The following is a 25197-nucleotide window of genomic DNA, read 5'->3' as shown; positions in this document are numbered from 1 at the left end:
TCCGCTTTCTCATCGTCGCGCGGCCGGAGGTCAGACGGCCACGCAGGGCCTTCCGGGCGCGTAGTTCTCGGCGGGGTGCGGGTCGGCGAACGGGGGCTCGCTGGTGAGGGGGACCGCCTCGGCGAGTGGGGGTTCACTCGTCAGCGGGGCGGTGTCGGTGAGGGGAGGCTCGCTGGTCAGTGGGGGTTCCTGGGCGCCGTGCGAGGCGGCGCCGGGGAGGCCGGCGTCGGGATCGGACGCTGCCGACAGGTCGGGCCGTGCGGGTCGCGGACGCCGGAAGTCAGCGAGGCGGTGGCGGTCGACCGGGGATGCCGGCAGGTCCTGGCGTTTGGAGAGGGCGGACAGAAGCAGTTGAGCCGGTGTTCCCACGGGGGCCTCCTCGGGTGGGGTGCGTGGTAGACGCAGCCCTACCCGCTGGGGGCGGAGGCACCCTTGATTGGGGGTCGGAGGTGGCGCGCGTCACATTTTGGCCGGGGTGGGTGGGGAGAGGGGGGCGGCGCGCCGTTCCGGCCGGAGGTTCGGGGGCTCCGCCCCAGGCCCGGCTGCTCGGACGCCTGAGGGGCTGGATGAAGTGCCGGAGGCGCTTGGTGGGTCATCTCAGTGCGAAGACCCACCGGTTCGCCGCCAGGGCGTCGTTCGGCTCCGGCAACGGGCCGCGGCCCAGAGCGCGGCTGTGGTCGAAGGGAGTGCGGGTCTCTGTGCGCCAGCCGAGTTGGGTGAGGGTGGCGGCGGAGTCGGGGCGGGGGCCGGTGTCGAAGAGGCCGAGGAGGTCGATGCCGAGGCGGTCGCGGGTGTGGGCGTAGACGGGGGAGTCGCGGACGGCCGCCGATTCGAGGCCGAGCTTGATCTCGTAGGCGAGGCTGCTGCCCGGCGCGCTGTGCGCGTGCAGGTCGGCGAGGACGCGGGCCTCGGCGGCGGCGGGGAGGTAGAGGAAGAGTCCTTCGGCGAGCCAGGCGGTGCGCTGGGAGGGGTCGAAGCCGGCTTCCTTGAGCGGCCCGGCCCAGTCCTCGCGGACGTCGGCGGCGAGGACTCGGCGTTCGGCGGCTCCCGGCACGGGTGGCAGCGCGTCGAGCACGCGCTGCTTGAAGGCGAGGACGGGGGCCTGGTCGATCTCGTACACGACCGTCCCCTCGGGCCAGGGGAGCCGCAGCGCCCGGGTGTCGAGCCCGGCGCCGAGGAGGACGACCTGCCGTTCGCCGCTCTGGGCCGAGTGCCCGAGGTGGTCGTCGAGCACGCGGGTGCGCAGGGCGAAGTACCTGCCGAGCCGCCCCCACAGCGGATCCGTCTCCCCGCCGGGCACGTCGTCGGGGTGCAGCGGCCAGTCGGCGCAGCCTCCGGCGGCGCGGACGAAGTGCTCGGCGTAAGGGTCGCGGGCGAGCGCGTCGGGGCGGTGGGTCTCGATGGCGCGCGCGGCGGCGACGAGCAGCGCGGTACGGGCCACGCCGGTCTCGGCCCCGCCCCGCTCGGCCACGCCCGTCTCGGCCCCGACGGTGCCACTCGCGCCACGACCGGTCCCGGTCGCGAGCGGGCGGCCCGCGCCCGTGGTGTCGCTCATGAGGAGCCTCCCGGCACCGGTACCTGGGGCCCCGGGATCGCCTCCGGGTGCCGTGTCCATGTCTCCGTACGCGCGTGGGGGACGACGCGGGCACCGTAGAGGCGGTGCATGAAGGTGAGGATCTGCGTGTCGGGGGTGTGCAGCGCGGTGGTGCAGTCGGCGAGAAGGGTGAGGTGGAAGCCCTTCTGGAAGGCGGTACGCGCGGTGCTGTCGACGCAGATGTCGGTGAAGACGCCCGCGAGGACGAGGTGGCCGGCGCCGAGGCGGCGCAGGTGGTCCTCGAAGCCCTCGCAGAGGAAGGCGTCGAAGCAGGCGCGTTTGACGAAGTCGGCCTCGTGCGGGGCGGCTTCGAGCGGGGCCGCGAGTTCGGCACCCCAGGAGCCTTCGAGGCACTTGGGCGGGCGGCCCCTGGCGCGGTCCCGGCTGCGCCAGGCGGGGCCCTGGTGGGCGGGGTCGCCGAGGAAGCGGACCCAGACGACGGGGACCCCGGCGTCGCGGGCCGCGATGACGGCTCTGGCGGTGTTGCGGACGACGGCGGTGAGCACGGCGGGCTCGCCGGAGTAACGGGACGCGGCGAGCGGGCCCTCGCAGAAGTCGTTCTGGAGGTCGACGACGACGAGGGCGGTGCCGCCTTGGCCGCTCACCTCGCGAGCCCCGGGGCGAGGCCCGGCCCGGGCGCGGGCACGACAGCCTGCGCGAGGGACGCCGTCGCGGGCACGGGCTCCCCCGCCGCAGCCGACGCCTCGGCGGGAGCCGAATCCCCCGCCGGAGCCGACGACTTGGCCGGTACGGGGGCGTGGGCCCCGAGTTCCTCGATGAACGCGTCCACGACCCCGGTCGTCGTGTGCTTGCCGCCCTGGTCGGGGGTACGGACCCCGGCGTCGCCGAGCCGGGCGAGTGCCGCCTCGGTGGCGGCCTCGGCCCCCGTACAGCCCACGTACCGCTCCGCGATCGCGGCGGCGGCGCGCAGGGTGGCCACCGGGTTGAGGAGGTCGCGGCCCTCCAGGTCGTCGGCGGAGCCGTGCACCGTCTGGTACTCGACGAGTCCGGCGACGTCCGGGTCCAGGTGGACGTTGCGGGTGCAGTGGTCCTCCTGGCGGCCGGAGCCGTAACGGTCGAGGAGGACGAGGTGCATGATGTCGGCCCATTCGTTGCCCGCGAGGAGGACGGTGCGGTCCTCGGGGCGGTGGGCGACGAGGTTGCGGTTGACGGTGTCGGGCTGGAAGACGCCGACCTCGATGCCCTCGCGCGCGGCGAACTCCCGCACCCAGGCGTCGAGTGCCCCGTCGAGGAGATGGAACTTGTACGCCATGACGATGCGGGCGGGGCCCTCGGGCCACTCCTCGCGGGCGCGGCGCAGCGCGTAGGCGAGGAGTTGTTCGGTGATCTCGCGGCTGAACTCGGTGGTGCGCGAGACGTGGCCGGGGGTGTGGGTGTTCCCGCCGGTGTAGAAGCCCTGTGCCTCGTCGCGGACGAGCAGCAGCCTGGCCCCGTCCGCGTCGAGCGTGTCGACCTTCACGGCGCGCAGCCGCTGCCGTACGAGGTAGAGGCTCTGCGCGTTGATGGCGGTGCGGAAGACGACGCGGGTCCCGGCGGCGGCCCGGGTGCGCAGCCACTCCTCGTAGTGCCCGGCGTCCTCCGCGCTGAGACGGCGGATCTCGGGGACGCCCGCCCCGCCCGGTTCGATGGCGAGCGGACGCAGCGAGACGTAGGAGTGGTAGACGCGCGGGGAGCGGACGAGGGTGAAGGGCCGATCGTGGTGCGCGGCGAGGTGGCCGAGCACGCGGGTGAAGACGGCGGCGACCTCCTCGCCCGTCCCCCGCCCGACGGCGAGGCCGACGGTGGGGGCGGGGTCCGCGGTGCGGGCCGGGTCCGCGGTGGGGGCGGGGTCCGCGGTGCGGGCGGGGTCGGTGTCGGCCGTGGGTCCGGCTGTCTGCTCGCTCATGTGGTTTCGCTCATGTCGTTTCGCTCATGTCGTTCGATTCGGTGGCCCGGGTGGCCCGGCTCAGACCGTGACCCCGCCGACCAGCTGGTCGCCGGGGATGTCGGCCTTCTCGGGCGCGTAGAAGTCCTTGATGCCGTCGACCCAGACGGGGACGGGGAGCTGATCGGCCGTCGTGGGCCCGAAGGCCTCGAAGAGCGCCTCGGTGTTGACGGGCGCGAAGCCGATCGCGGTCATGAGGGCGAGGAAGTCCTGCCGGGCGATGAGCCCGTCGCCGTCCGGGTCGCCGAGCGCGGCGAGGGCTTCGGCGAACTCGGTGACGGTCGCGTCGAAGCGCTCGGGCGAGAGCACGCAGGCGGCGTACTCCTCGAAGTCGATCTCGCCGTCGCCGTTGGTGTCGAGCGTCGTGCGCAGGGTCGTCCAGTACTGCGCGAAGGCCCCGCGCATCCGGTCCTTGGCCGGGGCTGCGGCCTCGGGCGCCGCGGCGACGACCCGGTCGGCCATGAGCGTGAAGTCCTCGGCCTCCAGGACGCCGCTGTCGTTGGCGTCCAGCAGGGAGAAGACGAGCGCGACCCGTTGGGTGGCCTCAGCACGCATGTTCTCTCACTCTCGTGCGGCGGGACCGGTCGCTCCGGCGGCCCGGCTGCTCCGGCGGCCCGCTCTGTAGGCCGGACGGTGCCCGGCCGGACCGGACGTCGCCCGGCCCGGGGGATGCCTGCCCCGCCGTTCCGCACCCACACGAATACCCGGAGATTTAACCGAATAGGGTGAAGTGCCGCTGTTTTCGGGTGCGTTCACTCTCCCGTGTGCCGTATGAAAGAACGCCAGGTGAGAGGCGGTGCGGGGGCACGGAATCGAGCGGACGGCAGTGGGCACAGGCCGCTCTGAAATTCGTACAAGTTATCTTGTTGTTTCCGTGTGTCCAGGGGTGGTTGCGCGGATGGTCGAGGGGAGCAGGCACGTGTCCGAACCGGACCGGCTCATCAGTGGCCGCTACCGGCTGCTCGAACGGGTCGGCAGCGGGGGCATGGGCACCGTCCACCTCGCCGAGGACACGATGCTCGGGCGCCGCGTCGCGCTGAAGAAGCTGCACGTGCCGCCGCACCTCGCCGAGGACGAGCTCCAGCGCTTGTACACGCGCACCCGCCGGGAGGCGCGCAGCGCCGCGATGATCACGCACCCGCACGTCATCGTGGTGCACGACGTCGTCGACGACGGCGGGCTGCCGTGCATCGTCATGGAGTACGTGCCGTCGCGGACGCTCGCCGACGTGCTCCGCGAGGAGGGCCCGCTGCCCGTCGCCGAGGCCGCGCGCGTCGGTGCGGCGATGCTCTCCGCGCTGGGCGCCGCGCACGCGGTGGGTGTGCTGCACCGCGACGTGAAGCCGGCGAACGTGCTCCTCGGCCGGGACGGGCGCGTCGTGCTCACCGACTTCGGGATCGCCGTCGAGCCCGGCACGCCCTCGCTGACCCGTACGGGCGAGCTCATCGGCTCCGTGCAGTACCTCGCGCCCGAACGGCTGCGCACCGGCATCGCCGTGCCGGGGCCGCCCGCCGACCTGTGGGCGCTCGGCGCGACGCTCTACCAGGCCGTCGAGGGGCACCACCCCTTCGACCGGCCCACGCCGATCGAGACGGCGTACGCGATCTTCGAGGCGGCCCACCCGCCGCCCCGTCAGGCGGGCCCGCTCGCCCCCGTGCTCGAGGGGCTCCTCGTCAAGGACCCCTCGCGGCGGATGGACGCGGCGACGGCGGCACGGCTCCTTGAGCGCGCGGAGCGCGAGGACGGCGGCTGGCCGGAGCCGCTGCGCGGCGGCGTCGAGTCCACGGCCCGGGTCATCGACGCGACGCCTTCGGGCGGCAGCCCGTACCCGGGGACCGGCGCGGTGGAGGAACTGCCGCCGGCGGGAGCCTCGCCCTTCCCTGGTACGGATACGGGTACGGATACGGGGACGCGGCCGGTCGCCGCGACGCCCGCGCGGCACCCCGATCCCGGCCACCCCTCTCCCGGCCACCCGTCCGCCGGCCACCCCTCTCCCGGCCGGCCCGCCTACCCCTCCCCGAACCTCGCGGCCACCTTCCCCGGCGAGGCCCCCACCTTCCCGTACCAGGCGACCCCGCCGCACACGCGGTTGCCGGACGCACCGGGGCGCGGGCCCCGGCGCCGGGTCCTGTGGTGGACACTCGCCGCCGTGGTCGTGGCGGGGGTCGTGACGGCGGGGGTCATCGCGAGGCCCTGGGAGAGCGCGGGCACGGGGGCCGCCTCCGGTCCGAAGCAGCCGGTCGCCGCCACGGGCCCCGCGTCCCCGGCGAAGCGGGACGTCCCGCCGGTACCGGCGGGCTCGGTCCTCATGGACGTCCAGAAGGGCCGGGTCGCGGTGCCGATGCCGAAGGGGTGGAAGGTGCGGTCCTCGGGCGAGGGCGCCTTCCTCGCGTACGAGCCGGGCCTGGCCGCGAACCTGCGCGTCGATGTCAGCACGTACACGGGCGACCCGCTCCAGCACTGGCAGGAGACCGAGGAGCCGCAGACCTCGCACGGCGTGGCGGCCTACCAGCGCGAGAAGATGTCGCGCACGACGTACCGGGGCCACGACGCGGCCTACTGGGAGTACACGTACACCGACGGCGGCGTGCGCACGCGGGCGGCGGAACTGGCCTTCAAGACGAGGGACGGCACGCTCTACGAGCTGTACCTCGCGGCCCCGAACGCCAAGTGGCAGACGTACCGCCCCACCTTCGACGCGGCCCTGGACGGCTTCCGTTTCCCGGAGTGACGCCCGAGCCGCCCCCGGGTGAAGCCACCACAGCCCCCTCCCGCCCCGCCGGTCCCGCCTCCCCGCCCTCCCCGGAGTCCGCCCATGCCCCGGCTCAGCAAACTCGGCTTCCTCACGATCGGCCTCTTCGACCCCGCCTCGCCACGCGCGGGCCACGAGTCCACGCTCGGCCTCATCACGCACGGCGAGTCCCTCGGACTCGACTCCGCCTGGGTCCGCCACCGCCACCTCCAGTACGGCATCTCCTCCCCCGTCGCCGTCCTCGCCGCCGCGACCCAGCGGACCTCGCGCATCCACCTCGGCACCGCCGTCACGCCGCTCGGCTGGGAGAACCCGCTCCGGCTCGCGGAGGACTGGGCGACGGTCGACGTGCTCTCGGGCGGACGGCTGAACCCGGGCTTCAGCGTCGGGCCGCCGGCGCGGTACGAGGAGGTCAAGGGCGCCCTGTACCCGGACACGGCGGAGGCAGAGGACTTCTCCTACGCGCGCGTCGCGCGCCTGCTCGCGTGCGTACGCGGCGAGGCGGTCACGGCGGGCGGCGCGACGACCGGCTTCGAGGCCCGCTCCGACCTCGTCCAGCCGCAATCCCCCGGACTCGCCGAGCGCCTGTGGTACGGGGCGGCGAGCCTGCGTTCGGCGCGGTGGGCGGGCGAGCGGGGGCTCAACCTGCTGACGAGCAGCGTCGTGAAGTGGGACCCCGAGCTCGTCCTCGACGAGGGCCTCCCGCCGTTCGCCGCGATCCAGCGCGCGCAGATCCGCGCCTTCCGCGCGGCCCACCCGGACGGCGCCCGCGCCCGCGTCTCGCAGGGCCTCGTCGTCGTACCGACCGACTCGGCGACGCCCGCGCAACGGCAGCGCTACGAGGCGTACGCGCGCGAGCGCCTGCCCCGCACGACGAAGCCGCAGGGCCCCGCCGGGCTGCTCTTCGCGCCCGACCTCGTGGGCCCCTCGGCCGAACTCGCCGAGCGGCTGCACGCGGACCCCGCCTTCCAGGAGGTGGACGAGGTCGCCTTCGCGCTGCCCTTCGACTTCGCGTACGAGGACTACGTCCAGATCCTCGGCGACTTCGCGCACCACCTGGGCCCGGCGCTGGGCTGGCGGCCGGGGGGCTGAAGGCGGGGGAGGCGCGCCGCGGCCGAGGACGGAGGCACCGTCCGGGGCGGGGGCGCGCGGCCTTCGGGGGCGGGCGCGCTCAGGCCGGGGCCGACACCTCTCCGAAGGGCTGCGCGCCCCCGGAGCCGAGGCCCTGGCTCCCCGGCCCGAGGCTCTGACCGCCGGAGCCGAGAGCCTGACCGCCGGAGCCGAGGCCCTGGCCCGCCACCGTCCCCCAGCCCTCCGCCACCTCTCCGGCCTGCTGCCCGCCGAGCGCCTCGATCCGTGCGAGGGCGTCGTCGGCGCCGAAGGGGCGCAGGTAGGGGAGCCAGCTGGGGTCCCTGTGGCCCGTCCCGATGATCCGCCAGGCGAGCCCGGAGGGCGGGGCGGGGGCGTGGCGCAGGCGCCAGCCGAGGTCGGCGAGGTAGCGGTCGGCCTTGGTGTGGTTGCAGCGGCGGCAGGACGCGACGACGTTGTCCCAGGCGTGCCGGCCGCCTCTGCTGCGGGGCACGACGTGGTCGACGCTCGTGGCGACGGACCCGCAGTAGGCGCACTTCCCGCCGTCGCGGGCGAAGAGGGCGCGCCGGGTCAGCGGCACGGGGCCCCGGTAGGGCACCCGGACGTAGCGCTTGAGCCGGACCACGCTGGGTGCGGGGACCGTGCGGCTCGCGCTGTGGAGGAAGGCGCCGGTCTCCTCCAGGCACTGGGCCTTGTTCTCCAGCACGAGGACGAGCGCGCGGCGGAGCGGTACGACGCCGAGGGGCTCGTACGACGCGTTGAGGACGAGGACGTGCGGCACGTGTGCCTCCTTGTACGCCGGCGGCGCGTGGCTCGCGCCGGGACGATCCGCTCCAGTCTCACCCCGGCCCGGGTGGCGGCGCCACCATGGACGGGTAACGGGCCCGACGTGTTTTCGCCCACAGCGGGCCCCGCCGCGGAGCCGCTGCCTGGGGCGGAGCGGCCCCGGGGCGCACGAGCGACGGAGCCTCGGCGCTGCCCCGTTAGTGTGGTGGGCCGTCCCCTGAGCATGGAGGTCCCCGTGGTGTCGCCCGTCCTCTCGGCCGCCGGTTCGAGCCCTGATCCGGTCACTTTCCAGGACGCGCAGGAGAGTGCCACGGACGCGGCCGGGTGGGTGCGCGAGAACTGGTCCGACTGGCTCGGCGTGGGACTGCGCATCATCATGATCGTGGTCATCGCGCTCGTCCTGCGCCAAGTCGTACGCCGTACGATCACGCGTTTCATAGCCCGGATGAACCGTCCCGGCGAGAACGCGGCGACCACCGCGCTCGGCGGCCTCCTCGTCAACGCGGAGCGCCGTCGCCAGCGTTCGGAGGCCATAGGGTCCGTGCTCCGTTCCGTCGCCTCGTTCCTGATCCTGGGCACGGCGGCCCTCATGGTCCTGTCCACGTTCAAGATCAACCTGGCGCCGCTGCTCGCCTCGGCGGGGGTCGCGGGCGTGGCGATCGGCTTCGGGGCGCGCAACCTCGTGACGGACTTCCTCTCCGGCGTCTTCATGATCCTGGAGGACCAGTACGGCGTCGGCGACACGATCGACGCGGGCGTGGCCAGCGGCGAGGTGATCGAGGTCGGCCTGCGGGTGACGAAGCTGCGCGGCGACAACGGCGAGATCTGGTACATCCGCAACGGCGAGGTCAAGCGGATCGGCAACCTGAGCCAGGGCTGGGCGACGGCGGGCGTGGACGTGACGGTCAAGACGGACGAGGACCTGGACAGGGTCAAGGCGACGCTGGCGTCCGTGGCCGAGGCGATGAGCAAGGAGGAGCCCTGGAGCGAGCGGCTGTGGGGCCCGGTGGAGACGCTGGGCCTGGACTCGGTGCTCCTGGACTCGATGGTGGTCCGCGTGGCCGCCCGTACGATGCCGGGCCAGGCGGTCGCGGTGGAGCGCGAGCTGCGCTGGCGCATCAAGCACGCCTTCGACAAGGAGGGCATCAGCATCGTCGGCGGCATGCCGGTCTCGTCCCCGGCGGCGGACGGCTCCGACCCGGCCGCGGGGGTGGCGGCCCCGTCGGCGTACGCCTCGACGACGTCCCCGCAGTCGCTGAACGCGAGCCCGCTGCCGCCGCAGACGCCCTTGCAGAAGTGAGACGGCGGGAGCGGCACCGGACCGGCCGGGGGTGCCGCCCCCTCCCGGCGAGCCCGGCCCGCACGACGCCCCCCTGAGCCCCGGGCGCGCCGCTTCTCGCGGCAGGCCGCGCGCTGGTCTCAGCCGGCTCGCGACAACGGGGGCCGCATCAGGGCCCGGGTGTCCGGGTCCTCCTCCGCGATACCCGCCAGCACGCTTTCGACCGTCCCGCTCGCCTCACGGAAGAGCGTCCGCCCCGCCGGCGTCAGCCGGAACTCCGAGCCCCGCCCGTCCCCGCTGGCGGGCTTCCGGTCGGCGCACCCGGCGTTGACGATCTGCGTCAGCAGCCGGGAGACCTGCGGCTGGCTCCGGGAGGAGCGTGCGCTCACCTCTCCCGCCCGCATCCAGCCACGCTCGTGCGACATCACGTCCATGATTTCGTAGGCGCTCGCGCAGAGGCTGTGCCGCTCGGCCAGCGCCCGGTCGACCGCCTGGTTCATGCGTGCGCAGACGCGTGCGTACGACAACCACTGCTCACCCAGAGAATTCACCACGCCCGTCAGTCTAGGGGCGGCCCATCCGGTTGTCGATTCATTCGCATGCATGTAAGTTCCCCGGCTGAAGGAGGCACGAACCCATGAGTGAAGCGATCTCCGATCAGGAGACAGGACGGTCCGGCGCCGGGCGGGCGGACGGACGAGGGACCGGGGAATCCCCGGCCGAGGGGCAGCGGGCCGCCCGGCCACCGGCCGGAGAGCCCGGTGAACCGCCGGGCGAGCGACCCGAGGAGCGGCCGGCAAACGCGCAGGCGGCGCCGGAGCGGCAGGCGGCCGGGAGCGGGCAGGAGGACCAGCCCGCACCCGCGCCGTGGGCCTCGATGGCCGTGGTGGGCATCGCCCAGCTCATGGTCATGCTCGACTCGACCGTCGTGAACGTGGCACTGCCCTCGATCGGCACCGACCTGCCCGCGGGGGCGTCGGCCCTCCAGTGGACCATCAGCGCGTACGTCCTCGTCTACGGCAGCCTCCTGCTCTTCGGCGGCCGGGTCGCCGACGTGTTCGGACGGCGCCGGACCTTCGTCCTCGGCCTCTCCCTCTTCACCGCGGCCTCCGTGCTCTGCGGACTCGCGGGCAACGAGGAACTGCTGGTCTCCGGGCGCGCGCTCCAGGGCCTCGGGGCCGCGCTCCTCTCCGCCGCCGCCCTCTCGATCGTCCTGGCCGTGTACCGGCTGCCGGCGCAGCGGAAGATCGCCCTCACGGTCTGGAGCGGGCTCGGGGTGCTGGGCGCGACCATCGGCGTCGTCCTCGGCGGCCTGGTGGTCTCCGTCATCAGCTGGCGCTGGGCGTTCCTGATCAACCTCCCCGTCGGTGTCGTCGCGCTCGTCGGCGCCCTGCGCGTACTGCCCGCGCTGGCCGCGACCACGCGGCGCCCCCTGCGCATCCCGGCGGCGGTCCTCGCGACCGGGGGCCTCGCGGCCCTGTCCTACGGGCTGATCCGCCTCCAGGACGGCTTCGGCACCGCCGCCGCGTGGATCGCCCTCGGCGCGGCGGTCGTCCTGCTCCTCGCCCTGACCTTGCGCGAGCTGTCCGAGAAGGACCCGCTGCTCCCGCTGCACCTGCTGCGCATCCCGACCTACTGGCTCGCGAGCCTCGGCCTGCTGCTCGCCGCCGCGGTGATGATCAGCAGCTCGTACCTGGCGAGCATCTTCTTCCAGCGGGTGCACGGCATGGGCGCGCTCGCCACCGGCCTGGCGCTGCTGCCCATGGGCCTCGCCTCGCTCGCCGTCGCCCTCGTCGTGCCGAAGCTGGTCACCGCGCTCGGCCCGGCCCGGCTCTACCTCACGGGCGCCCTGGCCCAGCTCGTCGGCGCCGGACTGCTCGCGACCCGGCCCTCCGGTGTCGCCGTCACCGTGCTCGCGCTCGCCGTGATCGGCGCCGGACTGCCGAGCTGCTTCGTCCCGCTCTACGGGATCGGCAGCTCGCACGTACGCCTGGAGGAGTCCGGGGTCGGCTCGGGGCTGCTCAACACGTTCAACCAGACCGGGGCGGCGCTGGGCATCGCGGTCGTCGGCACCATCCTGGCCACCACCTCCCGCGACCGGCTCGGCGCGGGCCGGTCCGTCTCCGAGGCGACCTCGGCCGGCGTCGGCCACGGCTTCCTGGCCCTCGGCGTGTGCGCCGTCCTGGCCTGCGTCGTCGCCCTGAGCCTGCGTCACCTCACCCGCCCGACCGTCCCCGCGCAGTCCTGAGAGGTGCTCCAGTGATCCCCGAAACCGAGAACGGCACCGGGAGAGCGGCCCCGGCGGAGAGCGGTACGGCGGCCGGAGCCGCACCGGCTGGCGCGCGGGACGCGGTCACCGAAGCCGTCGAGCGCTCCCGTGCGGCGAGCGCCGTGGCCGACAAGGCGCTGGGCGTCTTCGTACAGCCGCTGCACGACGAGGCGCTGCGGGCACACCGGGAACACCCCCGCGTCGGTCCGCTCACCGGGCTCACGCTCGGCGTGAAGGACATCATCTTCGAGTCCTCCGCGCCGGCCACCGCGCAGAGCCGCGTCGCGCTGGCGAGCGGGCCCGGGGCACAGCCCGAGGCCACGGCCGTCCGGCGGCTCAAGGACGCGGGTGCGGTGGTGGTCGGCAAGACCGCGACGATGGAGTACGCCCTCGGCGTCCAGGACGGCAGCGGTCCCGGTCCCCTCAGCGTCAACCCGTGGTCGCCGGAGCGCTGGGCGGGAGGTTCGAGCTCCGGCTCGGGCAACGGCGTCGTGGCCGGCTGCTTCGACGCGGCGATCGCCACGGACACCACGGGCAGCCTGCGCATCCCGGCCGCGTACACCGGCACGACCGGCCTGAAGGCCACCCGGGGCCTGGTCCCGGTCACCGGCACGTACCCGCTCGCCCCGTCCCTCGACACGGTCGGGCCGATCGCCGGTTCGATCGATCTGTGCGCCCGGCTGCTCCAGGTCATGGCCGGTCCGGACCCGGAGGGCGATCCCTTCGCGGCCGACGCGCCGCCCGGCGACTACCTCGCAGCGCTCGGGGCCGAGGTGGCCGGGCTGCGCGTCGGCGTGGACACCCTGACCGAGCACGCCGACGCGGGTGTCGACCCGGCTCAGCCGGCCGTCTTCGCGCGGGCGCTGAAGGCTCTCGACACGCTGGGCACGCGGCGCTCCGCGCTCACCGTGCCCGGCTACCCCCTGCTCAACGTGGCGGGGAACGTGATCATGCTGGCCGAGGCGCACGAGATCCACCACGACACCCTGGTGAGCGACTGGGCCGACTACGGCCGGGGCGCCCGCTGGGTCTTCTCCGCCGGGGAGTCCTTCTCGGCCAGGGACTACCTGCGGGCCCAGCGGGTGCGGACCTCGCTGTCGCGGGGGGTGCAGGCGCTGTTCCGGGACGTCGACGTGCTGATCACCCCGACCTGTCACCTCGGCGCCCCGCGTCTCGACGCCATGCACCCGCTCGATCCCTCGACCTACCTCGGCTCCATGCACACCACGGCGTGGAGCGTGACCGGGCACCCCGTCGCGGTCGTCCCCATCGGGTTCACCGAGGACGGTCTGCCGCTGTCGATGTCGATCGTCGGCCCCTACTGGGCCGAAGAACGCGTCATCGCCGTCGCCGCCGCCTTCCAGCGCGTCACGGAACACCACCTGCGGCGTCCGGACCCCTCGGCCGCCGCCGCATGAATCCGGCCACCCGACCACGGGCCGCCGCCTGGGCAAAGATCCCCCGGCCACAGGCCGCGGGGCCGCAACGAACCGGTCACCGTCGCCAGGAGAAGACATGACTCTCGCTCAGCATCCCTCGCTCACCGAGGAGGACAGGGGCGCGGTCGCCGCGGCCGCCGAGGTCGCCCGGCAACTCGCCGCCGTCCTGCGCGACGTCCCCGCCGACGTCCTCCAGCCCGCCAGGGGCGCGCTGCCTCCCGCGCGCCCGTAGGACGACCGAACCCGCTGGACAGGGGCCCGGCCGGAGCGATGCTCCGGCCGGGCCCCTGTCACGTCCGAAAAAAATCGATTGCCGATAAACCCTCCTGCCCGAATCTTTACAATCCCCTTTACTTTTCATTTCCCTCATCAGGAACAGGGATGACTGAAAAGTTATGCCTGGCGCAATGACGCCCTTCGCGAGGTGACGCGAAGTGAATCCCCGGCGTCATAGGAGCGACGGGCCTCCTCCATGCGAGGCGAATTCTCGGCGGCCCAGCGGACCACGGGCCGCACCGTCTCCAGCAAACCCCTGCCCAGAGCGGTCAGCTCGTAGCTCACACCCGGCGGCCGACCGTCCAGGACCTGGCGGTCGATCAGCCCGTCGCGCTCCAGGCGGGTGAGCGTCTCCGACAGCACCTTGGCCGAAATCCCTGGTAGAGACGCCGAGAGGTCGCCGAACCGCGTCACCCCCCGGTCGATGTGACCGCACACGGACATCGTCCAGCGCTCACCGATCCGGCTCAGTACCGAGCGGGCAGGGCATATCTGCTCGTCCACTTTTCCCCCGTAATGGCTGGTTACCTTTACGTGACCAACTGCCTCGAACGTTAGTTCATCACGATGAAGTGCGCCACCGTTATCAGGTAGAGATATCCCGGCAGCAGACGCACCACGAAGGGATTGGCATGACGGCTTCATCGCTCGAAGTGAAGAATGCTCTCACCGAGGCGGCTCAAGCCTCCGACGCCTGGAAAAGCGCGGGCGCGACCGTGCGTTTCGTCCTCTCGGAACCCCCGGCCGACATCGTTGTCGGCCCGGCGGGCGAGCAGACCGACGCTCCCCCCACGCACGTCCTGCGCATCGCCTGGCCCGACCTGCTGGCGATCGCCCGGGGCGAACGCGGCTTCCTCCGCTCCCTGACCGGACGCCACTTCACGGCGCACGGACCGGTCATGCAGACCATCGCCTTCGGACACGCCCTGGCATCCTTCGATCTCGACCGCTGACCCCGGGAACCCCCCGCGTCACCGCCGACCCGGGAGCATCCCGCACCACCGCCGACCGCAAGAACGCCCCGCGTCACCGCCGACCCGGGAGCACCCCGCGCCACCGCCGACCGCAGGAACGCCCCGCGTCACCGCCGACCCGGGAGCACGACCGCAGGAACGCCCCGCGTCACCGCCGACCCGGGAGCATCCCGCACCACCGCCGACCGCAGGAACGCCCCGCGTCACCGCCGACCCGGGAGCCGACCGCCAGGAACGCCCCGCGTCACCGCCGACCCGGGAGCACCCCGCGCCACCGCCGACCGCGGAAGCGCCGCACAGGTCCGTTCGCCGCCGTCGGCCGCGAGTACGGCCACGCCCACCGCCAGGGCCCGAAACCTTCGCACACCCGCCGGGGACACCGACCCGTACCACCGGCGGCGCCGCGCCGCGCCGTCGCCACGTACGCCCGGTCCCCGCACCCGTGCACGCACACACCACCACACGGCCAGACGAGGAAGAATCATGACGCTCACGCACTCCCCCGCCGACCACCCCCTGCTCCAGGACCACGAGAGCGAGGCCCTGCGCACGGTGGCCGCGTTCGCTCGCGAGGTGGTGGCCCCCGGCGCCGCAGAGCGCGACAGCATCGAGAAGGGCCAGGTCGACTGGGCCACCATCGGGCAGGGACACGCCCTCGGGCTCCTGCGCATGGCGATACCCCGCGAGATCGGCGGGCTCGGCCTGGGCCAGCTCGCCCTCGCCCTCACCCTGGAGGAACTCGCGGCCGCCGACCCGGGAATGGCCCTGGTCTTCGGCGCCACCGGCCTGTTCCAGACCCCGCTGCTGGTCTGCGGGGACCCCGGACTCCAGGAGCGCTATCTCACCCCGTTCCTGGGCGCCGAGCCCGTCCTCGCCTGCAACGCGGTCGCCGAGGAGCGCAACGGCACGGATCTCGTGCTGCCGCAGAACGGCCAGTACGTCCAGGAGATGACCACCGCCCGCCGCTCCGGTGCCGAGTACCTCCTCACCGGCACGAAGCGCTACATCACCAACGCCCCCGTCGCGACCTACGCCACGATCATGGCCAACCTCGAAGGCTCCCCCGGATCCACGGGCCTGACGTGCTTCGTCACCGAACTGGAGCAGGAGGGCGTCGAGCGTGGCGAGATCCACGACAAGGTCGGCTACCGCACCGCCCCGGCCGGGGAGCTGAACCTCAACGACGCCCGGGTGCCCGAGGGGAACGTGATCGGGGACGAGCGCGGCGGCTGGGACCTCAACGTCACCATCGGCAACCTGACCCGTGTCACCTGCGCCGCCGTGGCCACCGGCATCGCCCGGCACAGCCTGGAGCGCGCCCTCACCTGGTGCAAGGAGCGGCGCCAGGGCGGGCGGCTGCTGCACGAGCACCAGATGACGGCCCGCAAGCTCGCCGACATGGCGGGCCGCGTCTCGGCCTCGCGCGCCCTCTACCTCGACGCCGCCACCAAGGCGGACAACGTACTGCCGACCCCGGCCTACGAGTCGGCCGTCGCGAAGCTCGTCGCCGACCGCGCCGCGATCGACAACGCCGACGCCGCGATGTCCCTCGTCGGCGCCCAGGCCTTCCAGCGCGGCGACGGCATGGACCGCGTCCTGCGCGACGCCTACGGCCCCCGGATCTACGAGGGGACCCCGGAGGCGCTGGCCCTCGTCATCACCGACGAACTCGTGCACGGGCTGGAGTCACGGTGACCGCGACCTCCGACGCCCGGCCCGGAACCCGCCCCCCGGTCGCGACACCCGGCAACGGCGCGGCCCTCGCCCCGAGGACCGCGCGCGACTCCGGGCGGGACACCACCCCCTACCGCGAAGCGCTGCTGCGGGAGACCGCCGGCCTGTGCCTGCCCGACATCGACGCGGCCCTCACCGGCGCGCCCCTGTACCGCGCCACCACTCCCGAGGGCCTGCTCGTCCTGACCCTGAACGGCGGTCAGCTGCCCGCGGAGTTCCTGCGCCGCGTCCACGCCTTCCGGCTGGGCCAGTACGTGCGCCAGGGCTGGGTCGACGAGGCGGTGGCCGCCGAGCGGGAGCTGTGGCACGAACCGTACGGCGAGGGGGCCGTCCGCGACTTCCACACGCTCGTCCTGGAACGGGACAGCGGGCGGCTGCGCGGCTACGGCACCCTCGCCCTGTCCGCCGCGCCCGAGGGCACCCGGCTGGGCGACGCCGCCCACCGGCCGTTCTTCATCGAACGCGACTACGGCTTCCGCCTCGAAGAGCACCTCGGCGCGGGCACCGCCTCGCACGCGGTCGGCGAGGGCAAACGACTCGTCCGCGACCGGGACATGCCCCGCTCCCAGGCCGCCGCCTCCGTTCCGTGGTGGGTCTACCTCGCCTGGGCGCACGCGTGTCTGAGCGTGCTGGAGCGGCCGGGCGGCGCGATCGTCGGCGACGGCAAGAAGAACGGGGCCATCCACCAGCTCGGCCTGCTCGGATTCGACACCCGCGTCCTGGACCTCGCCCCCCTGCCGCCCGCGCCCGGGGAGCTCTTCGCCCCGATGTGGGACCAACGCGAGCGTTCCTACCCCTTCGTCCTGACCGACGGCGGAAGGCTCCGGCCCACCCTCGACTTCCTCACCTCGGTCCTCACCTCGGGGGAGACCGGATCGGTCAGGGCCCGGCTCACCGCTTTCCTGGAGGCACACGCATGAGCACGACACGCAGGAGCACCCTGCCCACGGTCGGCCGCCCGGTGAGCGAGTCCCCCGGCCCGGCCGCCGCCGGCGCCTCGACGGGCACCGGCGACATCGACGACCCGGAGCAGGCCCGTGCCCTGGACCCGGAGACCTTCTACGCCTGCCTCACCCAGCGCAACCGCGGCCTCGTCCCCGCTCCCCTCCAGACCCGGATCGGGGCGGCCAGGCTGCTCGTGGCCGGTTGCGGCTCCATCGGCGGTGCGACCGTCCAGCCGCTGGGGCGCATGGGCTACCGGCACTTCGTCCTGGCCGATGTGGGCACGTACGAGCTGAACAACCTCAACCGGCAGAACGCCACGATCGACGACCTGGGCCGCAACAAGGCCGAGGTCGGCGCCCGGCACCTGCGCGGCATCAACCCGCACGTCGACGCGGTCGTCGTCCCCGAGGGAGTGACCCCGGCCAACGCCAGGGCCCTGGTCGAGGGGGCCGACGTCGTCGTCGACGGGGTCGACGTGACCACCCCGGCCGGTCTGGCCGCCAAGGTCCAGCTGCACCGCGAGGCGTGCCGCCAGCGCAAACCCCTGATCACCGGCTGGGACATGGCCGGCATGCTCGCGGCCCAGGTCATCGACTACCGCGTGGTCCGCCGCGTCTTCGACGGCCAGCTCGACCCGGGTGACGAGGAACGACTGAGCACCTGGGAGGTCGTGTTCCGTATCGCTCCCCGGGGCCACATACCCGCCGAGATGTACCGCGAACTGCGGGACGGGCTGAGCAGGCCCGACTACAGCGTGCCGCAACTCACGGAAGCGGCGACGCAGTTCGGCTCACTGGCCGTGCACATGGTCAACGTGCTGGTCTCCGGCCGCCCGTTGCCCCGCACCGTCGCGGTCGACGTCCACCGCATCACCAGAACCAGGGGCCGCCGCCTCGCCGACGCGGTGAACCGCCAGGTGGAGCGGGCCCGGTTCCTGGCCCATCTGCCCGCCGGACAGGCGTGGAACGGCTTCGCGCCCGCTCCGGTCTACCGCATCGCCCGCCGTCTGGGACGGCGGGACACGATCCCGCTCGAAAAGGAGAGGACAGCATGACCGAGTTCCGCTGCACGGACATACGGGCGACGGCCCACCGGCTCGTCCCCGAGGCGTCCGGGCGGATCGAGGAGGCCGCCGTACGGCTCGCCCGAAAGTACGCCGACCATTCGCTGCACGACACCGACCTGCTGCACGCCGTCGAGATCGCGGCCGCGGCCCTGCCCTCCGCCCTGCGCAAGGAGCTGATCGCGTTCCGGGACCGGGGCAACGACGCCGGGGCCCTGCTCCTGACCGGCCTGCCGGTCGGTCCGCTTCCGCCCACACCGGACGTCGTGGAGAAGGAGCCCTCCTGGACCGAGGTCCCGGTGGCCACCCTGAGCCAGCTCATGGTGATGTCGGTGCTGGGGCGCTCCCTTTCCTACAGCGACGAGAAGTCGGGCCGCCTGGTGCAGGACGTGTGCCCGAAGCGAGGGGCCGCCGAGCGGCAGGAGAACAGCGGCTCCGTCCTGCTGGAACTGCACACCGAGGACGGCTTCCACCCGCACCCGCCGCACTTCCTCAGCCTGATCTGCCTGCGCGGGGACGAGGACGGCCGGGCGGCCACGGTCACCGCGGGCATCCGCGACGTGCTCCCGCTCCTGGACGCCGAGACCGTCCGGGTGCTGCGCGAGGCGGAGTTCAGGACCCGGTTCAGCACGTCCTTCGTGTCCGACCCGTCGGTCGAGGTACTGACCGACCCGATGCCGGTCCTCACCGGCCCCTGCGCGTCCCCCGAGTTGCGCGTCGACTTCCACGGGACCATCGCCCTCACGCCCCGCGCGCAGGAGGCGCTGGACCGGCTGGAGGCGGCCATGCGGCGCACCCTCAAGGGCATCGTCCTGCGGTCCGGCGACCTGATCGTGGTCGACAACCGCCGCGCGGTGCACGGCCGCACGGGCTTCGAGCCCCGGTACGACGGGACCGACCGCTGGTTGCGCCGGTCCTTCGCCGTCTCCGACCTGCGCCCGCTCGACGACCAGTTCTCCTGGGGGCGCAGCCACCGCCCGGTGGACACCGCCCACCTGCGCCGCCTCGCCCCGGCCACCGCGACGCTCTGATCCGGGGACCCGCACCCCCGCCCCCCGACCCACGAAAGGACCGTCATGAGTGACGACCTGCGCACCACCCTGTCCCGGATCATCGTCGACGACCTGGAGGTCGAGCCCGAGCGCGTCGCGCCCGGCACCGCGCTCGCGGAACTCGACCTCGACTCCCTCGCCTTCGCCGAGCTGGTCGTACGCATCAAGGAGGAGACGGGCGTCGACCTCTCGGCCGAGGAGTCCAGCATGGGCTCGCTCACCCTCGAAGGCGTCGCCGAACTCGTGGAGACCGCTCTGCGGGGCGAGCCCGCCGCATGAGCGCCCATCCCCCGATCGTCGTCACCGGTACCGGCATGGTCACCCCTGCCGGTACCGGCACCGACGCCACCTGGCGGGCGGTGCTCGACGGCAGGACGCTCGCCGGCTCCGTCCGCCCCGCGGATATGCCGGGCCGCCACTGCCTGTCCGTACCGGCCTTCGGCCGGGAGCTCCTCCCCGGTCGCGGCACCGCGCACCTCGACCCCTTCATCCGCTACGCCCTGGTGGCCGTGGACGAGGCGGTCGCCGCCTCCGGCCACGACAGCCGGAGCTGGGAGGGGCACCGGGTGGGCATCGTGGTGGGCTGCGGCCTCGGCGGGATCTCGACGACGAGTGACGCCCAGACCCGGCTGACCGAGCGCGGCGCCGACACCGTGTCCCCCTACCTGCATCCCCGGTCCCTCATCAACATGGCGGCGGGCACGCTCGCCATCCGCCACCACGTCACCGGGCCCAGCCACACCGTGGTCGCCGCCTGCGCCTCGGGAGCGGTCGCGATCGGCGTCGCGCGCGATCTGCTGCGTGCCGGGACCTGCGACACCGTCGTGGTCTGCGGAACCGACGCGGGTGTCGTACCGGTGGTCGCCGCCGGGTTCGCCGCCATGGGAGCCCTGTCGGACAGCTTCGCCGCCGACGCCTCCCGCCCCTTCGCCTCCGACAGGTCCGGCTTCGTCCTCTCCGAGGGGGCCGCCGCCCTGGTCATGGAACGGGAGGACTCGGCGCGGGACCGGGAAGCTCCCGTCGTGGGCCGGGTGCTCGGCTACGCGGCCACGACCGACGCCCACCACCCCGTACAACCGCATCCGGACGGTTCGGGGGCCGAGGCAGCCGTCCGGGCGGCTCTGGCGGACGCCGGGCTCGGTACGGGCGACGTGGAACACGTCAACGCGCACGGCACGTCCACGCCGTTCAACGACCGGATCGAGGGCCGGCTGATCGACCGGCTGTTCCCGCACCGGCCGTCCGTGACCGCCAACAAGGGGGTGCTCGGTCACACGCTGGGGGCCGCCGGGGCGATCGAGGCGGTGCTCGCGCTCCGAGCGCTGCGCACCGGGCTCGTCCCGCCGACGGCCCACACGTCGTCCGTGGACGGGGAGTTGCCCGCGATCGATCTCGTCGTGGGCGAGGCGCGGCGGCAGCGGCACTCGGTCGCGCTCAGCACCTCTCTCGGCTTCGGCGGCGCCAACTGCGCCCTCGTCCTGGGCGCATGACGCCGCCCCGGCCGCGCGGGCGGGACGCACACCGCGATCCCGCCGGCCGGGCCCGGCTCCCGGCCCCGCCCCCGGCCACCGGCCGCGAGGGCGGGGCCGCGCAGCCCCCGCCGCCGGCCGTACGGCGGGAATCCGCGCAGCCTGCGCCACCGGCCGTACGGCGGGAGGCGGGCAAGCGCCCCGCGGCTCGGGGGCGTCCGGGGGCGGGAGGCCGCGCCGTCCCCGGGCGTCCCGCCGCGGAGCCGTCCACGAGCACGGACTTCGCCTTCATCACCCTGCCGGAGATCCTCGGCCTGATCTACGGCGGCGAGCACCGCCGCAGGTCCGCGCCGCGGCCGCGCCGCCCGTCCGCAACCCCCGATCCGACTCCGCCGCCGACCAGCGAGGACCCCCGTGAGTTCTGACCCCCTGCCCACCCCCGGACCACCGGCACCCCGCACGTCCGCGTCCGCACGGGCCGCCGTGCTGAGCGGACTGGGTACCAGCCTCCCGCCCCGCGTCGTGACCAATGACGAGCTGGCGCAGCGGCTCGACACCTCGCACGACTGGATCATCGAACGCACCGGCATCGCGCGCCGGCGCGTCGCCGCCCCCGGCACGACCACCGCCGCGCTCGCCACCGCCGCCGGGCGGGCGGCACTCGCCTCCGCCGGGCGGTCCTCGTGCGAGACAGTGATCGTCGCCACGACCACCCCCGACCGCTCCTGTCCCGCCACGGCGCCGAGCGTCGCCACCGCGCTCGGGCTGACCGGCGCCGCCGCCTTCGACGTGTCCGCCGTGTGCTCCGGCTTCGTCTACGCGCTCTCCGTCGCCTCCTCGATGATCGTCGCGGGGCTGTGCGGCAGCGTGCTCGTGATCGGCGCGGAGCTGTACTCGGCCATCGTCGACCCCGACGACCGCTCCACGGCCATCATCTTCGGCGACGGGGCGGGTGCCGTCCTTCTGGAGCGGGGCGAGCGCTCGGCTCCCGGCGCGGTGCTCCACCACGATCTCGGCAGCGACGGCGAGGGCCGGGACCTGATCACCGTGCCGCCCGGCGAACGGTTTCTGCGGATGCGGGGGCGCGAGGTGTACGTGCGGGCCGTGCCCACCATGACCGCCTCCGCCCGGCGTGTGGCCGAGGCGGCGGGGTGGCGGCCCGGGGAGATCGACGGCTTCGTCGGCCACCAGGCGAACCTGCGCATCCTCCAGTCCGTGGCGAAACGGCTGGAGTTGCCCGACGAGCGAGTGATCGCGAACATCGCGGAGGTCGGCAACACGGCGGCCGCCTCCATCCCGCTCGCGCTCGCCTCGGCGGCGGGGCAGGGACGGCTCGCGCGCGGCGACCGGCTCGTGCTGACCGCGTTCGGCGGCGGACTGACGTGGGGCTCCACCGCTCTGCTCTGGTCCGGGGCCCGGCCGGTGCACCAGGAGGTGGAGCCCCTGTCGTAGGGCCGAGGGCGGGGCGCGGAGCGTGCGCCGCCCCGTCCCCTCCTCCGTCGCGCGCGTCACCCGCTATTGACTCCCGTCCCTGGTGTCCTTTAGGTTCCTGCCACCGATAGGAAACCTTCCTAACAATGCCGTTGGGAAGGTCAGGAACCCCCGAAGGGCGGGTCGCAGGCGATGGCTTCCAGCACCACCCCCGGCACCCCGGCCGCGACGCCCGGCACTCCCGCCGTCCTGCGCGCGATGAACGACCGCGCCGCTCTCGACCTGCTCGTCCTGCACGGGCCGCTCACCCGGACGCGGATAGGGGAGCTGACCGGGCTCTCGAAGCCCACGACCTCGCAGCTCCTCGCGCGGCTCGAAACCGCCGGACTCGTCCGCAGCAGCGGGAGCGAGAGCGGACGGCCTGGCCCGAAGGCGCTGTTGTACGAGGTCGAGCCGAGCGCCGCGCACGTCGCCGCGCTGAGCGTCGGGCACACCGGGATCAGCGCAGTCGTCGCCGACATAACGGGCCGCGTCGTCGGGCGCGGGCGCGTCGAGGCCGAAGCCGTCGCCGAGGACGTACGCAACCGGACCGCGCAGCTCGTCCGCGAAGCCGTCGAGGCCGCTCTCGCCGAGGCGGGGCTGCACGCCGACCGCCTGCACCACACCGTGATCGGCACGCCCGGCGCGCTCGACCCGGCCACGGGCGAACTGCGCTACGCCCCGCACCTGCCCGGCTGGCACTCCCGTACGCTCCTCGCCGAGCTGGCCGAGGAGATCGGCACGCCCGTACGGATCGAGAACGACGTCAACCTCGCGGCGCTCGCCGAGCAGTACCAGGGCGCGGCACAGGACCACGACGACTTCGTGCTCGCCTGGGTCGACCGCGGCGTGGGTGCCGCGATCGTGCTCGGCGGCACACTCCTGCGCGGCGCGACGGGCGGCGCGGGCGAGATCGGCTACATGCCATTGCCCGGCGCCCCGCTCGCGCGCGGCGGCGAGGACGCGACGGCGGGGGACGACGGGGGCGGCGGCCTTCAGAGCCTCGTGTCCGTCGCGGCGGTACGGGCCCTCGCGGGCGGCGCGCCGCTCACCGAGGCGCTCGCCGCCCCCGCCGTGCTCGACGAGACCGCGCGGCGGCTCGCCACCGGGATGGCGGCGGTCGTCGCCGTCGTCGATCCCGAACTCGTCGTGCTGTCGGGGCAGGTCGCCGAGGCCGGGGGCGAGGAGCTGCGCACGCGCGTCGAGGCGGAGCTGACCGGGCTCGCGCTGCCGAGGCCGCTGCTGCGGATCAGCGAGCTGGAGGGCGACCCGATCCTCGTGGGCGCGCTGCACATCGCGCTGGAACAGGCCCGCGACGCCGTCTTCGACACCAGTTGACAACTGTTCACCGAGCGGGACGAGAGCGTCGAACTCCCGGTGGACAACTGTTCACCGAAAGCGCCTCCCCCGCCCGCTCACCGACCGCCGGGGCCCGCCCGAGGAGACTCCCCGTCCAGCCCGGACGGGCCCCGGCCACCAGTCCGCACCCGCACGACCCGTACGCGTACGGCCGGCACGACCGGCAGCACCCCCGCAGCACCCGCGAGACCCGCCCCGCCCCCACTCCCACCGGGCCGGTCGGACGGACCCCCCGCCTCTCCCCCGTATCCCCGTCCCACGAAGGAAGCCAGCCATGCCGCGTTGGCGCATACCCGTCCCCCGGCCGAAGGCCGCACGGACGGCCTCCGCAGGCCCCCGCCCCCGTACGACCGCCGCGAGGACCCGGCGCCGTGCCGTGATCCCGCTCGCCGGGCTCGCGAGCGCCGCGCTCGTCCTGACCGGCTGCGCGAACCCGAGCACGGGGAGCGCGGACGACGATCCGACCAAGCCCGTCACGATCAAGTTCTGGCACGGCTGGTCGGCGCCCGGCGAGGTCAAGGCGATCAACGACTCGATCGCCCGCTTCGAGAAGCTGCACCCGAACATCCACGTGCAGGCGACCGGCAACGTCAGTGACGAAACGATCAACCAGGCACTGCGCGCCGGTGGTTCGAAGGCCCCCGACGTCGTGACCTCCTTCACGACCAACAACGTGGGGCAGTACTGCTCTTCGGGCATGTGGGCCGATCTCGATCCGTTCATGAAGAAGAACGGCATCGACAAGAACAAGATCTTCCCGAAGACGCTGCTCGACTACACGCAGTACGAGGGCACGCAGTGCGCCCTGCCGCTGCTCGCCGACGCCTACGGGATGTACTACAACAAGGACCTCTTCAAGGCCGCCGGGATCTCCCGGCCCCCGCACACGATCTCGGAGATGAAGGCGGACGCCGCCAAGCTCACCGAGAAGAACTCCAACGGGACGCTCAAGCGTGCCGGTTTCATGCCCAACTTCCGCCTGTACCAGAACAGTCCTGACCGGATGTTCGCGCAGTGGGGCCCGGAGTACTTCAACGCGAAGGGCAAGGCCCAGCTCGCCGAGGAGCCGAAGACGTACGCGTTCTTCAAGGCGATGGACGAGATCTCGGACGCGCAGGGCGGCTACGGGAAGCTGGAGCACCTGCGCGGTTCCTTCGGCGACGAGATGTCCGCGCAGAACGGTTTCCTCACGCAGAAGCTCGCGATGCACCTCGACGGCGAGTGGCGCGGTCTCATGCTGGACGAGGCGAAGGCGAAGTTCGACTGGGGCGTCGCCCCGCTCCCCGTACCGGACGACCAGGCCGACACCTACGGGCGCGGCTACCTGACCGGGACCGTCGCGGGCGTGGCGCACAGCAGCAAGCACCAGAACGCGGCCTTCGAGCTGGTCAGGTACCTGACCACGGACACCGAGCAGGTCGTGGACTTCGCCAACGCGATCCACAACGTGCCCTCGACCTTCGCGGCGCTCAAGTCGCCGAAGCTCGACGCGGACCCGGCCTTCCAGCAGTTCCTCAAGATCGCCCAGAACCCCGACAGCCAGGCGATCCCGCCCTCCAACAACGGCGGGCAGTACATCACCTCCCTCCAGGATTTCTCGTACTCGGTCGAGGAGGGCAAGGTCCACGACCTCAAGAAGGGGCTTGAGGACCTGGACCACCAGATCGACGCCGACAACCTCCAGTCCGAGAACTGAGGCAGC

The 25197-nt window shown here is 73.6% G+C and carries 23 protein-coding genes and 1 pseudogene; 16 read left to right on the top strand and 8 right to left on the bottom strand.

Annotated features, from left to right (window positions below):
- Window positions 1-30: 30 nt before the first annotated feature.
- From ACIP4O_RS07250 to ACIP4O_RS07230, 5 genes are all read right to left on the bottom strand, one after another.
- Window positions 31-369 (bottom strand): hypothetical protein, encoded by a 339-nt coding sequence (locus tag ACIP4O_RS07250; RefSeq protein ID WP_361322776.1) that lies wholly within the window; start codon window positions 367-369, stop codon window positions 31-33.
- Window positions 370-592: 223 nt separating this feature from the next.
- The gene (locus ACIP4O_RS07245) at window positions 593-1555 is read right to left on the bottom strand and encodes an SAM-dependent methyltransferase (protein WP_401572579.1); all 963 of its coding nucleotides are present in this window, start codon (window positions 1553-1555) and stop codon (window positions 593-595) included.
- Window positions 1552-2199 (bottom strand): cysteine hydrolase family protein, encoded by a 648-nt coding sequence (locus ACIP4O_RS07240; protein ID WP_401572576.1) that lies wholly within the window; start codon window positions 2197-2199, stop codon window positions 1552-1554. The genes ACIP4O_RS07245 and ACIP4O_RS07240 overlap by 4 nt, the downstream gene beginning before the upstream one ends.
- Window positions 2196-3500: an isocitrate/isopropylmalate family dehydrogenase gene (locus ACIP4O_RS07235; protein ID WP_401572573.1), complete on the bottom strand. Its 1305-nt coding sequence runs from the start codon at window positions 3498-3500 to the stop codon at window positions 2196-2198. Before ACIP4O_RS07235 ends, ACIP4O_RS07240 begins: the two co-directional genes overlap by 4 nt.
- Before the next feature lie 60 nt (window positions 3501-3560).
- Entirely contained in the window at window positions 3561-4094 is a 534-nt protein-coding gene (locus ACIP4O_RS07230) for an EF-hand domain-containing protein (protein WP_361322788.1), read from the bottom strand.
- Between the two features lie 364 nt (window positions 4095-4458).
- Between ACIP4O_RS07230 and ACIP4O_RS07225 the strand changes: the two genes are divergently transcribed.
- Window positions 4459-6270 (top strand): protein kinase, encoded by a 1812-nt coding sequence (locus ACIP4O_RS07225; protein WP_401572569.1) that lies wholly within the window; start codon window positions 4459-4461, stop codon window positions 6268-6270.
- 84 nt (window positions 6271-6354) lie between these two features.
- A complete protein-coding gene (locus ACIP4O_RS07220; RefSeq protein ID WP_401572566.1) occupies window positions 6355-7383 on the top strand; it encodes an LLM class flavin-dependent oxidoreductase in 1029 nt (342 codons plus the stop codon).
- Between the two features lie 250 nt (window positions 7384-7633).
- Here the strand turns inward: ACIP4O_RS07220 and ACIP4O_RS07215 are convergent.
- Window positions 7634-8161 (bottom strand): annotated as a pseudogene (locus ACIP4O_RS07215) (HNH endonuclease); the annotation flags it as partial.
- 228 nt (window positions 8162-8389) lie between these two features.
- On the opposite strand from ACIP4O_RS07215, the gene ACIP4O_RS07210 reads away from it, so the two are divergent.
- The gene (locus tag ACIP4O_RS07210) at window positions 8390-9466 is read left to right on the top strand and encodes a mechanosensitive ion channel family protein (protein ID WP_401573875.1); all 1077 of its coding nucleotides are present in this window, start codon (window positions 8390-8392) and stop codon (window positions 9464-9466) included.
- A gap of 119 nt (window positions 9467-9585) precedes the next feature.
- Here ACIP4O_RS07210 and ACIP4O_RS07205 read toward each other — a convergent pair whose 3' ends face one another.
- The gene (locus ACIP4O_RS07205; protein ID WP_361322797.1) at window positions 9586-9999 is read right to left on the bottom strand and encodes a MarR family winged helix-turn-helix transcriptional regulator; all 414 of its coding nucleotides are present in this window, start codon (window positions 9997-9999) and stop codon (window positions 9586-9588) included.
- Between the two features lie 83 nt (window positions 10000-10082).
- On the opposite strand from ACIP4O_RS07205, the gene ACIP4O_RS07200 reads away from it, so the two are divergent.
- From ACIP4O_RS07200 to ACIP4O_RS07190, 3 genes are all read left to right on the top strand, one after another.
- Window positions 10083-11693 (top strand): MFS transporter, encoded by a 1611-nt coding sequence (locus ACIP4O_RS07200; RefSeq protein WP_401572563.1) that lies wholly within the window; start codon window positions 10083-10085, stop codon window positions 11691-11693.
- An 11-nt stretch (window positions 11694-11704) separates the two neighbouring features.
- Window positions 11705-13132: an amidase gene (locus ACIP4O_RS07195; RefSeq protein WP_401572561.1), complete on the top strand. Its 1428-nt coding sequence runs from the start codon at window positions 11705-11707 to the stop codon at window positions 13130-13132.
- 97 nt (window positions 13133-13229) lie between these two features.
- Entirely contained in the window at window positions 13230-13385 is a 156-nt protein-coding gene (locus tag ACIP4O_RS07190) for a hypothetical protein (RefSeq protein ID WP_401572558.1), read from the top strand.
- A gap of 161 nt (window positions 13386-13546) precedes the next feature.
- On the opposite strand, the gene ACIP4O_RS07185 is transcribed toward ACIP4O_RS07190, so the two are convergent.
- Window positions 13547-13933, bottom strand: a complete 387-nt coding sequence (locus ACIP4O_RS07185) for a winged helix-turn-helix transcriptional regulator (protein WP_401572551.1) — start codon at window positions 13931-13933, stop codon at window positions 13547-13549.
- A gap of 128 nt (window positions 13934-14061) precedes the next feature.
- Here ACIP4O_RS07185 and ACIP4O_RS07180 point away from each other — a divergent pair, with 128 nt between their 5' ends.
- The 10 genes from ACIP4O_RS07180 to ACIP4O_RS07135 all read left to right on the top strand — a co-directional run bounded on the left by ACIP4O_RS07180 (window position 14062) and on the right by ACIP4O_RS07135 (window position 25191).
- Entirely contained in the window at window positions 14062-14382 is a 321-nt protein-coding gene (locus tag ACIP4O_RS07180) for a hypothetical protein (protein WP_361322812.1), read from the top strand.
- A gap of 504 nt (window positions 14383-14886) precedes the next feature.
- A complete protein-coding gene (locus tag ACIP4O_RS07175) occupies window positions 14887-16098 on the top strand; it encodes an acyl-CoA dehydrogenase family protein (RefSeq protein ID WP_401572548.1) in 1212 nt (403 codons plus the stop codon).
- The gene (locus ACIP4O_RS07170) at window positions 16095-17057 is read left to right on the top strand and encodes a hypothetical protein (RefSeq protein ID WP_401572545.1); all 963 of its coding nucleotides are present in this window, start codon (window positions 16095-16097) and stop codon (window positions 17055-17057) included. The genes ACIP4O_RS07175 and ACIP4O_RS07170 overlap by 4 nt, the downstream gene beginning before the upstream one ends.
- Window positions 17054-18136, top strand: coding sequence for a ThiF family adenylyltransferase (locus tag ACIP4O_RS07165; protein WP_361322821.1), 1083 nt, complete (start codon window positions 17054-17056; stop codon window positions 18134-18136). Before ACIP4O_RS07170 ends, ACIP4O_RS07165 begins: the two co-directional genes overlap by 4 nt.
- Complete coding sequence (locus tag ACIP4O_RS07160; RefSeq protein WP_401572541.1) at window positions 18133-19176, top strand: TauD/TfdA family dioxygenase; 1044 nt, start codon at window positions 18133-18135, stop codon at window positions 19174-19176. The genes ACIP4O_RS07165 and ACIP4O_RS07160 overlap by 4 nt, the downstream gene beginning before the upstream one ends.
- Window positions 19177-19221: 45 nt before the next feature.
- Complete coding sequence (locus ACIP4O_RS07155; protein WP_361322827.1) at window positions 19222-19476, top strand: phosphopantetheine-binding protein; 255 nt, start codon at window positions 19222-19224, stop codon at window positions 19474-19476.
- Complete coding sequence (locus ACIP4O_RS07150) at window positions 19473-20687, top strand: beta-ketoacyl-[acyl-carrier-protein] synthase family protein (RefSeq protein ID WP_401572537.1); 1215 nt, start codon at window positions 19473-19475, stop codon at window positions 20685-20687. The genes ACIP4O_RS07155 and ACIP4O_RS07150 overlap by 4 nt, the downstream gene beginning before the upstream one ends.
- A gap of 408 nt (window positions 20688-21095) precedes the next feature.
- Window positions 21096-22118: a beta-ketoacyl-ACP synthase III gene (locus ACIP4O_RS07145; RefSeq protein ID WP_401573873.1), complete on the top strand. Its 1023-nt coding sequence runs from the start codon at window positions 21096-21098 to the stop codon at window positions 22116-22118.
- A 171-nt stretch (window positions 22119-22289) separates the two neighbouring features.
- Entirely contained in the window at window positions 22290-23474 is a 1185-nt protein-coding gene (locus ACIP4O_RS07140; protein ID WP_401572534.1) for an ROK family protein, read from the top strand.
- 397 nt (window positions 23475-23871) lie between these two features.
- Window positions 23872-25191, top strand: coding sequence for an extracellular solute-binding protein (locus ACIP4O_RS07135; RefSeq protein WP_401573871.1), 1320 nt, complete (start codon window positions 23872-23874; stop codon window positions 25189-25191).
- Window positions 25192-25197 lie beyond the last annotated feature (6 nt).

Source organism: Streptomyces sp. NPDC088923, assembly GCF_044749745.1.
Classification (GTDB): domain Bacteria; phylum Actinomycetota; class Actinomycetes; order Streptomycetales; family Streptomycetaceae; genus Streptomyces.
This window is presented reverse-complemented; position numbering and strand designations above follow the sequence as displayed.

What these genes read in the sequence shown, in the direction of transcription:
- ACIP4O_RS07245 (WP_401572579.1), bottom strand. Translation starts at nt 1,555, where the DNA reads ATGAGCGACACCACGGGCGCGGGCCGCCCGCTCGCGACCGGGACCGGT.
- ACIP4O_RS07235 (WP_401572573.1), bottom strand. Translation starts at nt 3,500, where the DNA reads ATGAGCGAGCAGACAGCCGGACCCACGGCCGACACCGACCCCGCCCGC.
- ACIP4O_RS07230 (WP_361322788.1), bottom strand. Translation starts at nt 4,094, where the DNA reads ATGCGTGCTGAGGCCACCCAACGGGTCGCGCTCGTCTTCTCCCTGCTG.
- ACIP4O_RS07220 (WP_401572566.1), top strand. Translation starts at nt 6,355, where the DNA reads ATGCCCCGGCTCAGCAAACTCGGCTTCCTCACGATCGGCCTCTTCGAC.
- ACIP4O_RS07210 (WP_401573875.1), top strand. Translation starts at nt 8,390, where the DNA reads ATGGAGGTCCCCGTGGTGTCGCCCGTCCTCTCGGCCGCCGGTTCGAGC.
- ACIP4O_RS07200 (WP_401572563.1), top strand. Translation starts at nt 10,083, where the DNA reads ATGAGTGAAGCGATCTCCGATCAGGAGACAGGACGGTCCGGCGCCGGG.
- ACIP4O_RS07190 (WP_401572558.1), top strand. Translation starts at nt 13,230, where the DNA reads ATGACTCTCGCTCAGCATCCCTCGCTCACCGAGGAGGACAGGGGCGCG.
- ACIP4O_RS07180 (WP_361322812.1), top strand. Translation starts at nt 14,062, where the DNA reads ATGACGGCTTCATCGCTCGAAGTGAAGAATGCTCTCACCGAGGCGGCT.
- ACIP4O_RS07175 (WP_401572548.1), top strand. Translation starts at nt 14,887, where the DNA reads ATGACGCTCACGCACTCCCCCGCCGACCACCCCCTGCTCCAGGACCAC.
- ACIP4O_RS07165 (WP_361322821.1), top strand. Translation starts at nt 17,054, where the DNA reads ATGAGCACGACACGCAGGAGCACCCTGCCCACGGTCGGCCGCCCGGTG.
- ACIP4O_RS07160 (WP_401572541.1), top strand. Translation starts at nt 18,133, where the DNA reads ATGACCGAGTTCCGCTGCACGGACATACGGGCGACGGCCCACCGGCTC.
- ACIP4O_RS07155 (WP_361322827.1), top strand. Translation starts at nt 19,222, where the DNA reads ATGAGTGACGACCTGCGCACCACCCTGTCCCGGATCATCGTCGACGAC.
- ACIP4O_RS07150 (WP_401572537.1), top strand. Translation starts at nt 19,473, where the DNA reads ATGAGCGCCCATCCCCCGATCGTCGTCACCGGTACCGGCATGGTCACC.
- ACIP4O_RS07140 (WP_401572534.1), top strand. Translation starts at nt 22,290, where the DNA reads ATGGCTTCCAGCACCACCCCCGGCACCCCGGCCGCGACGCCCGGCACT.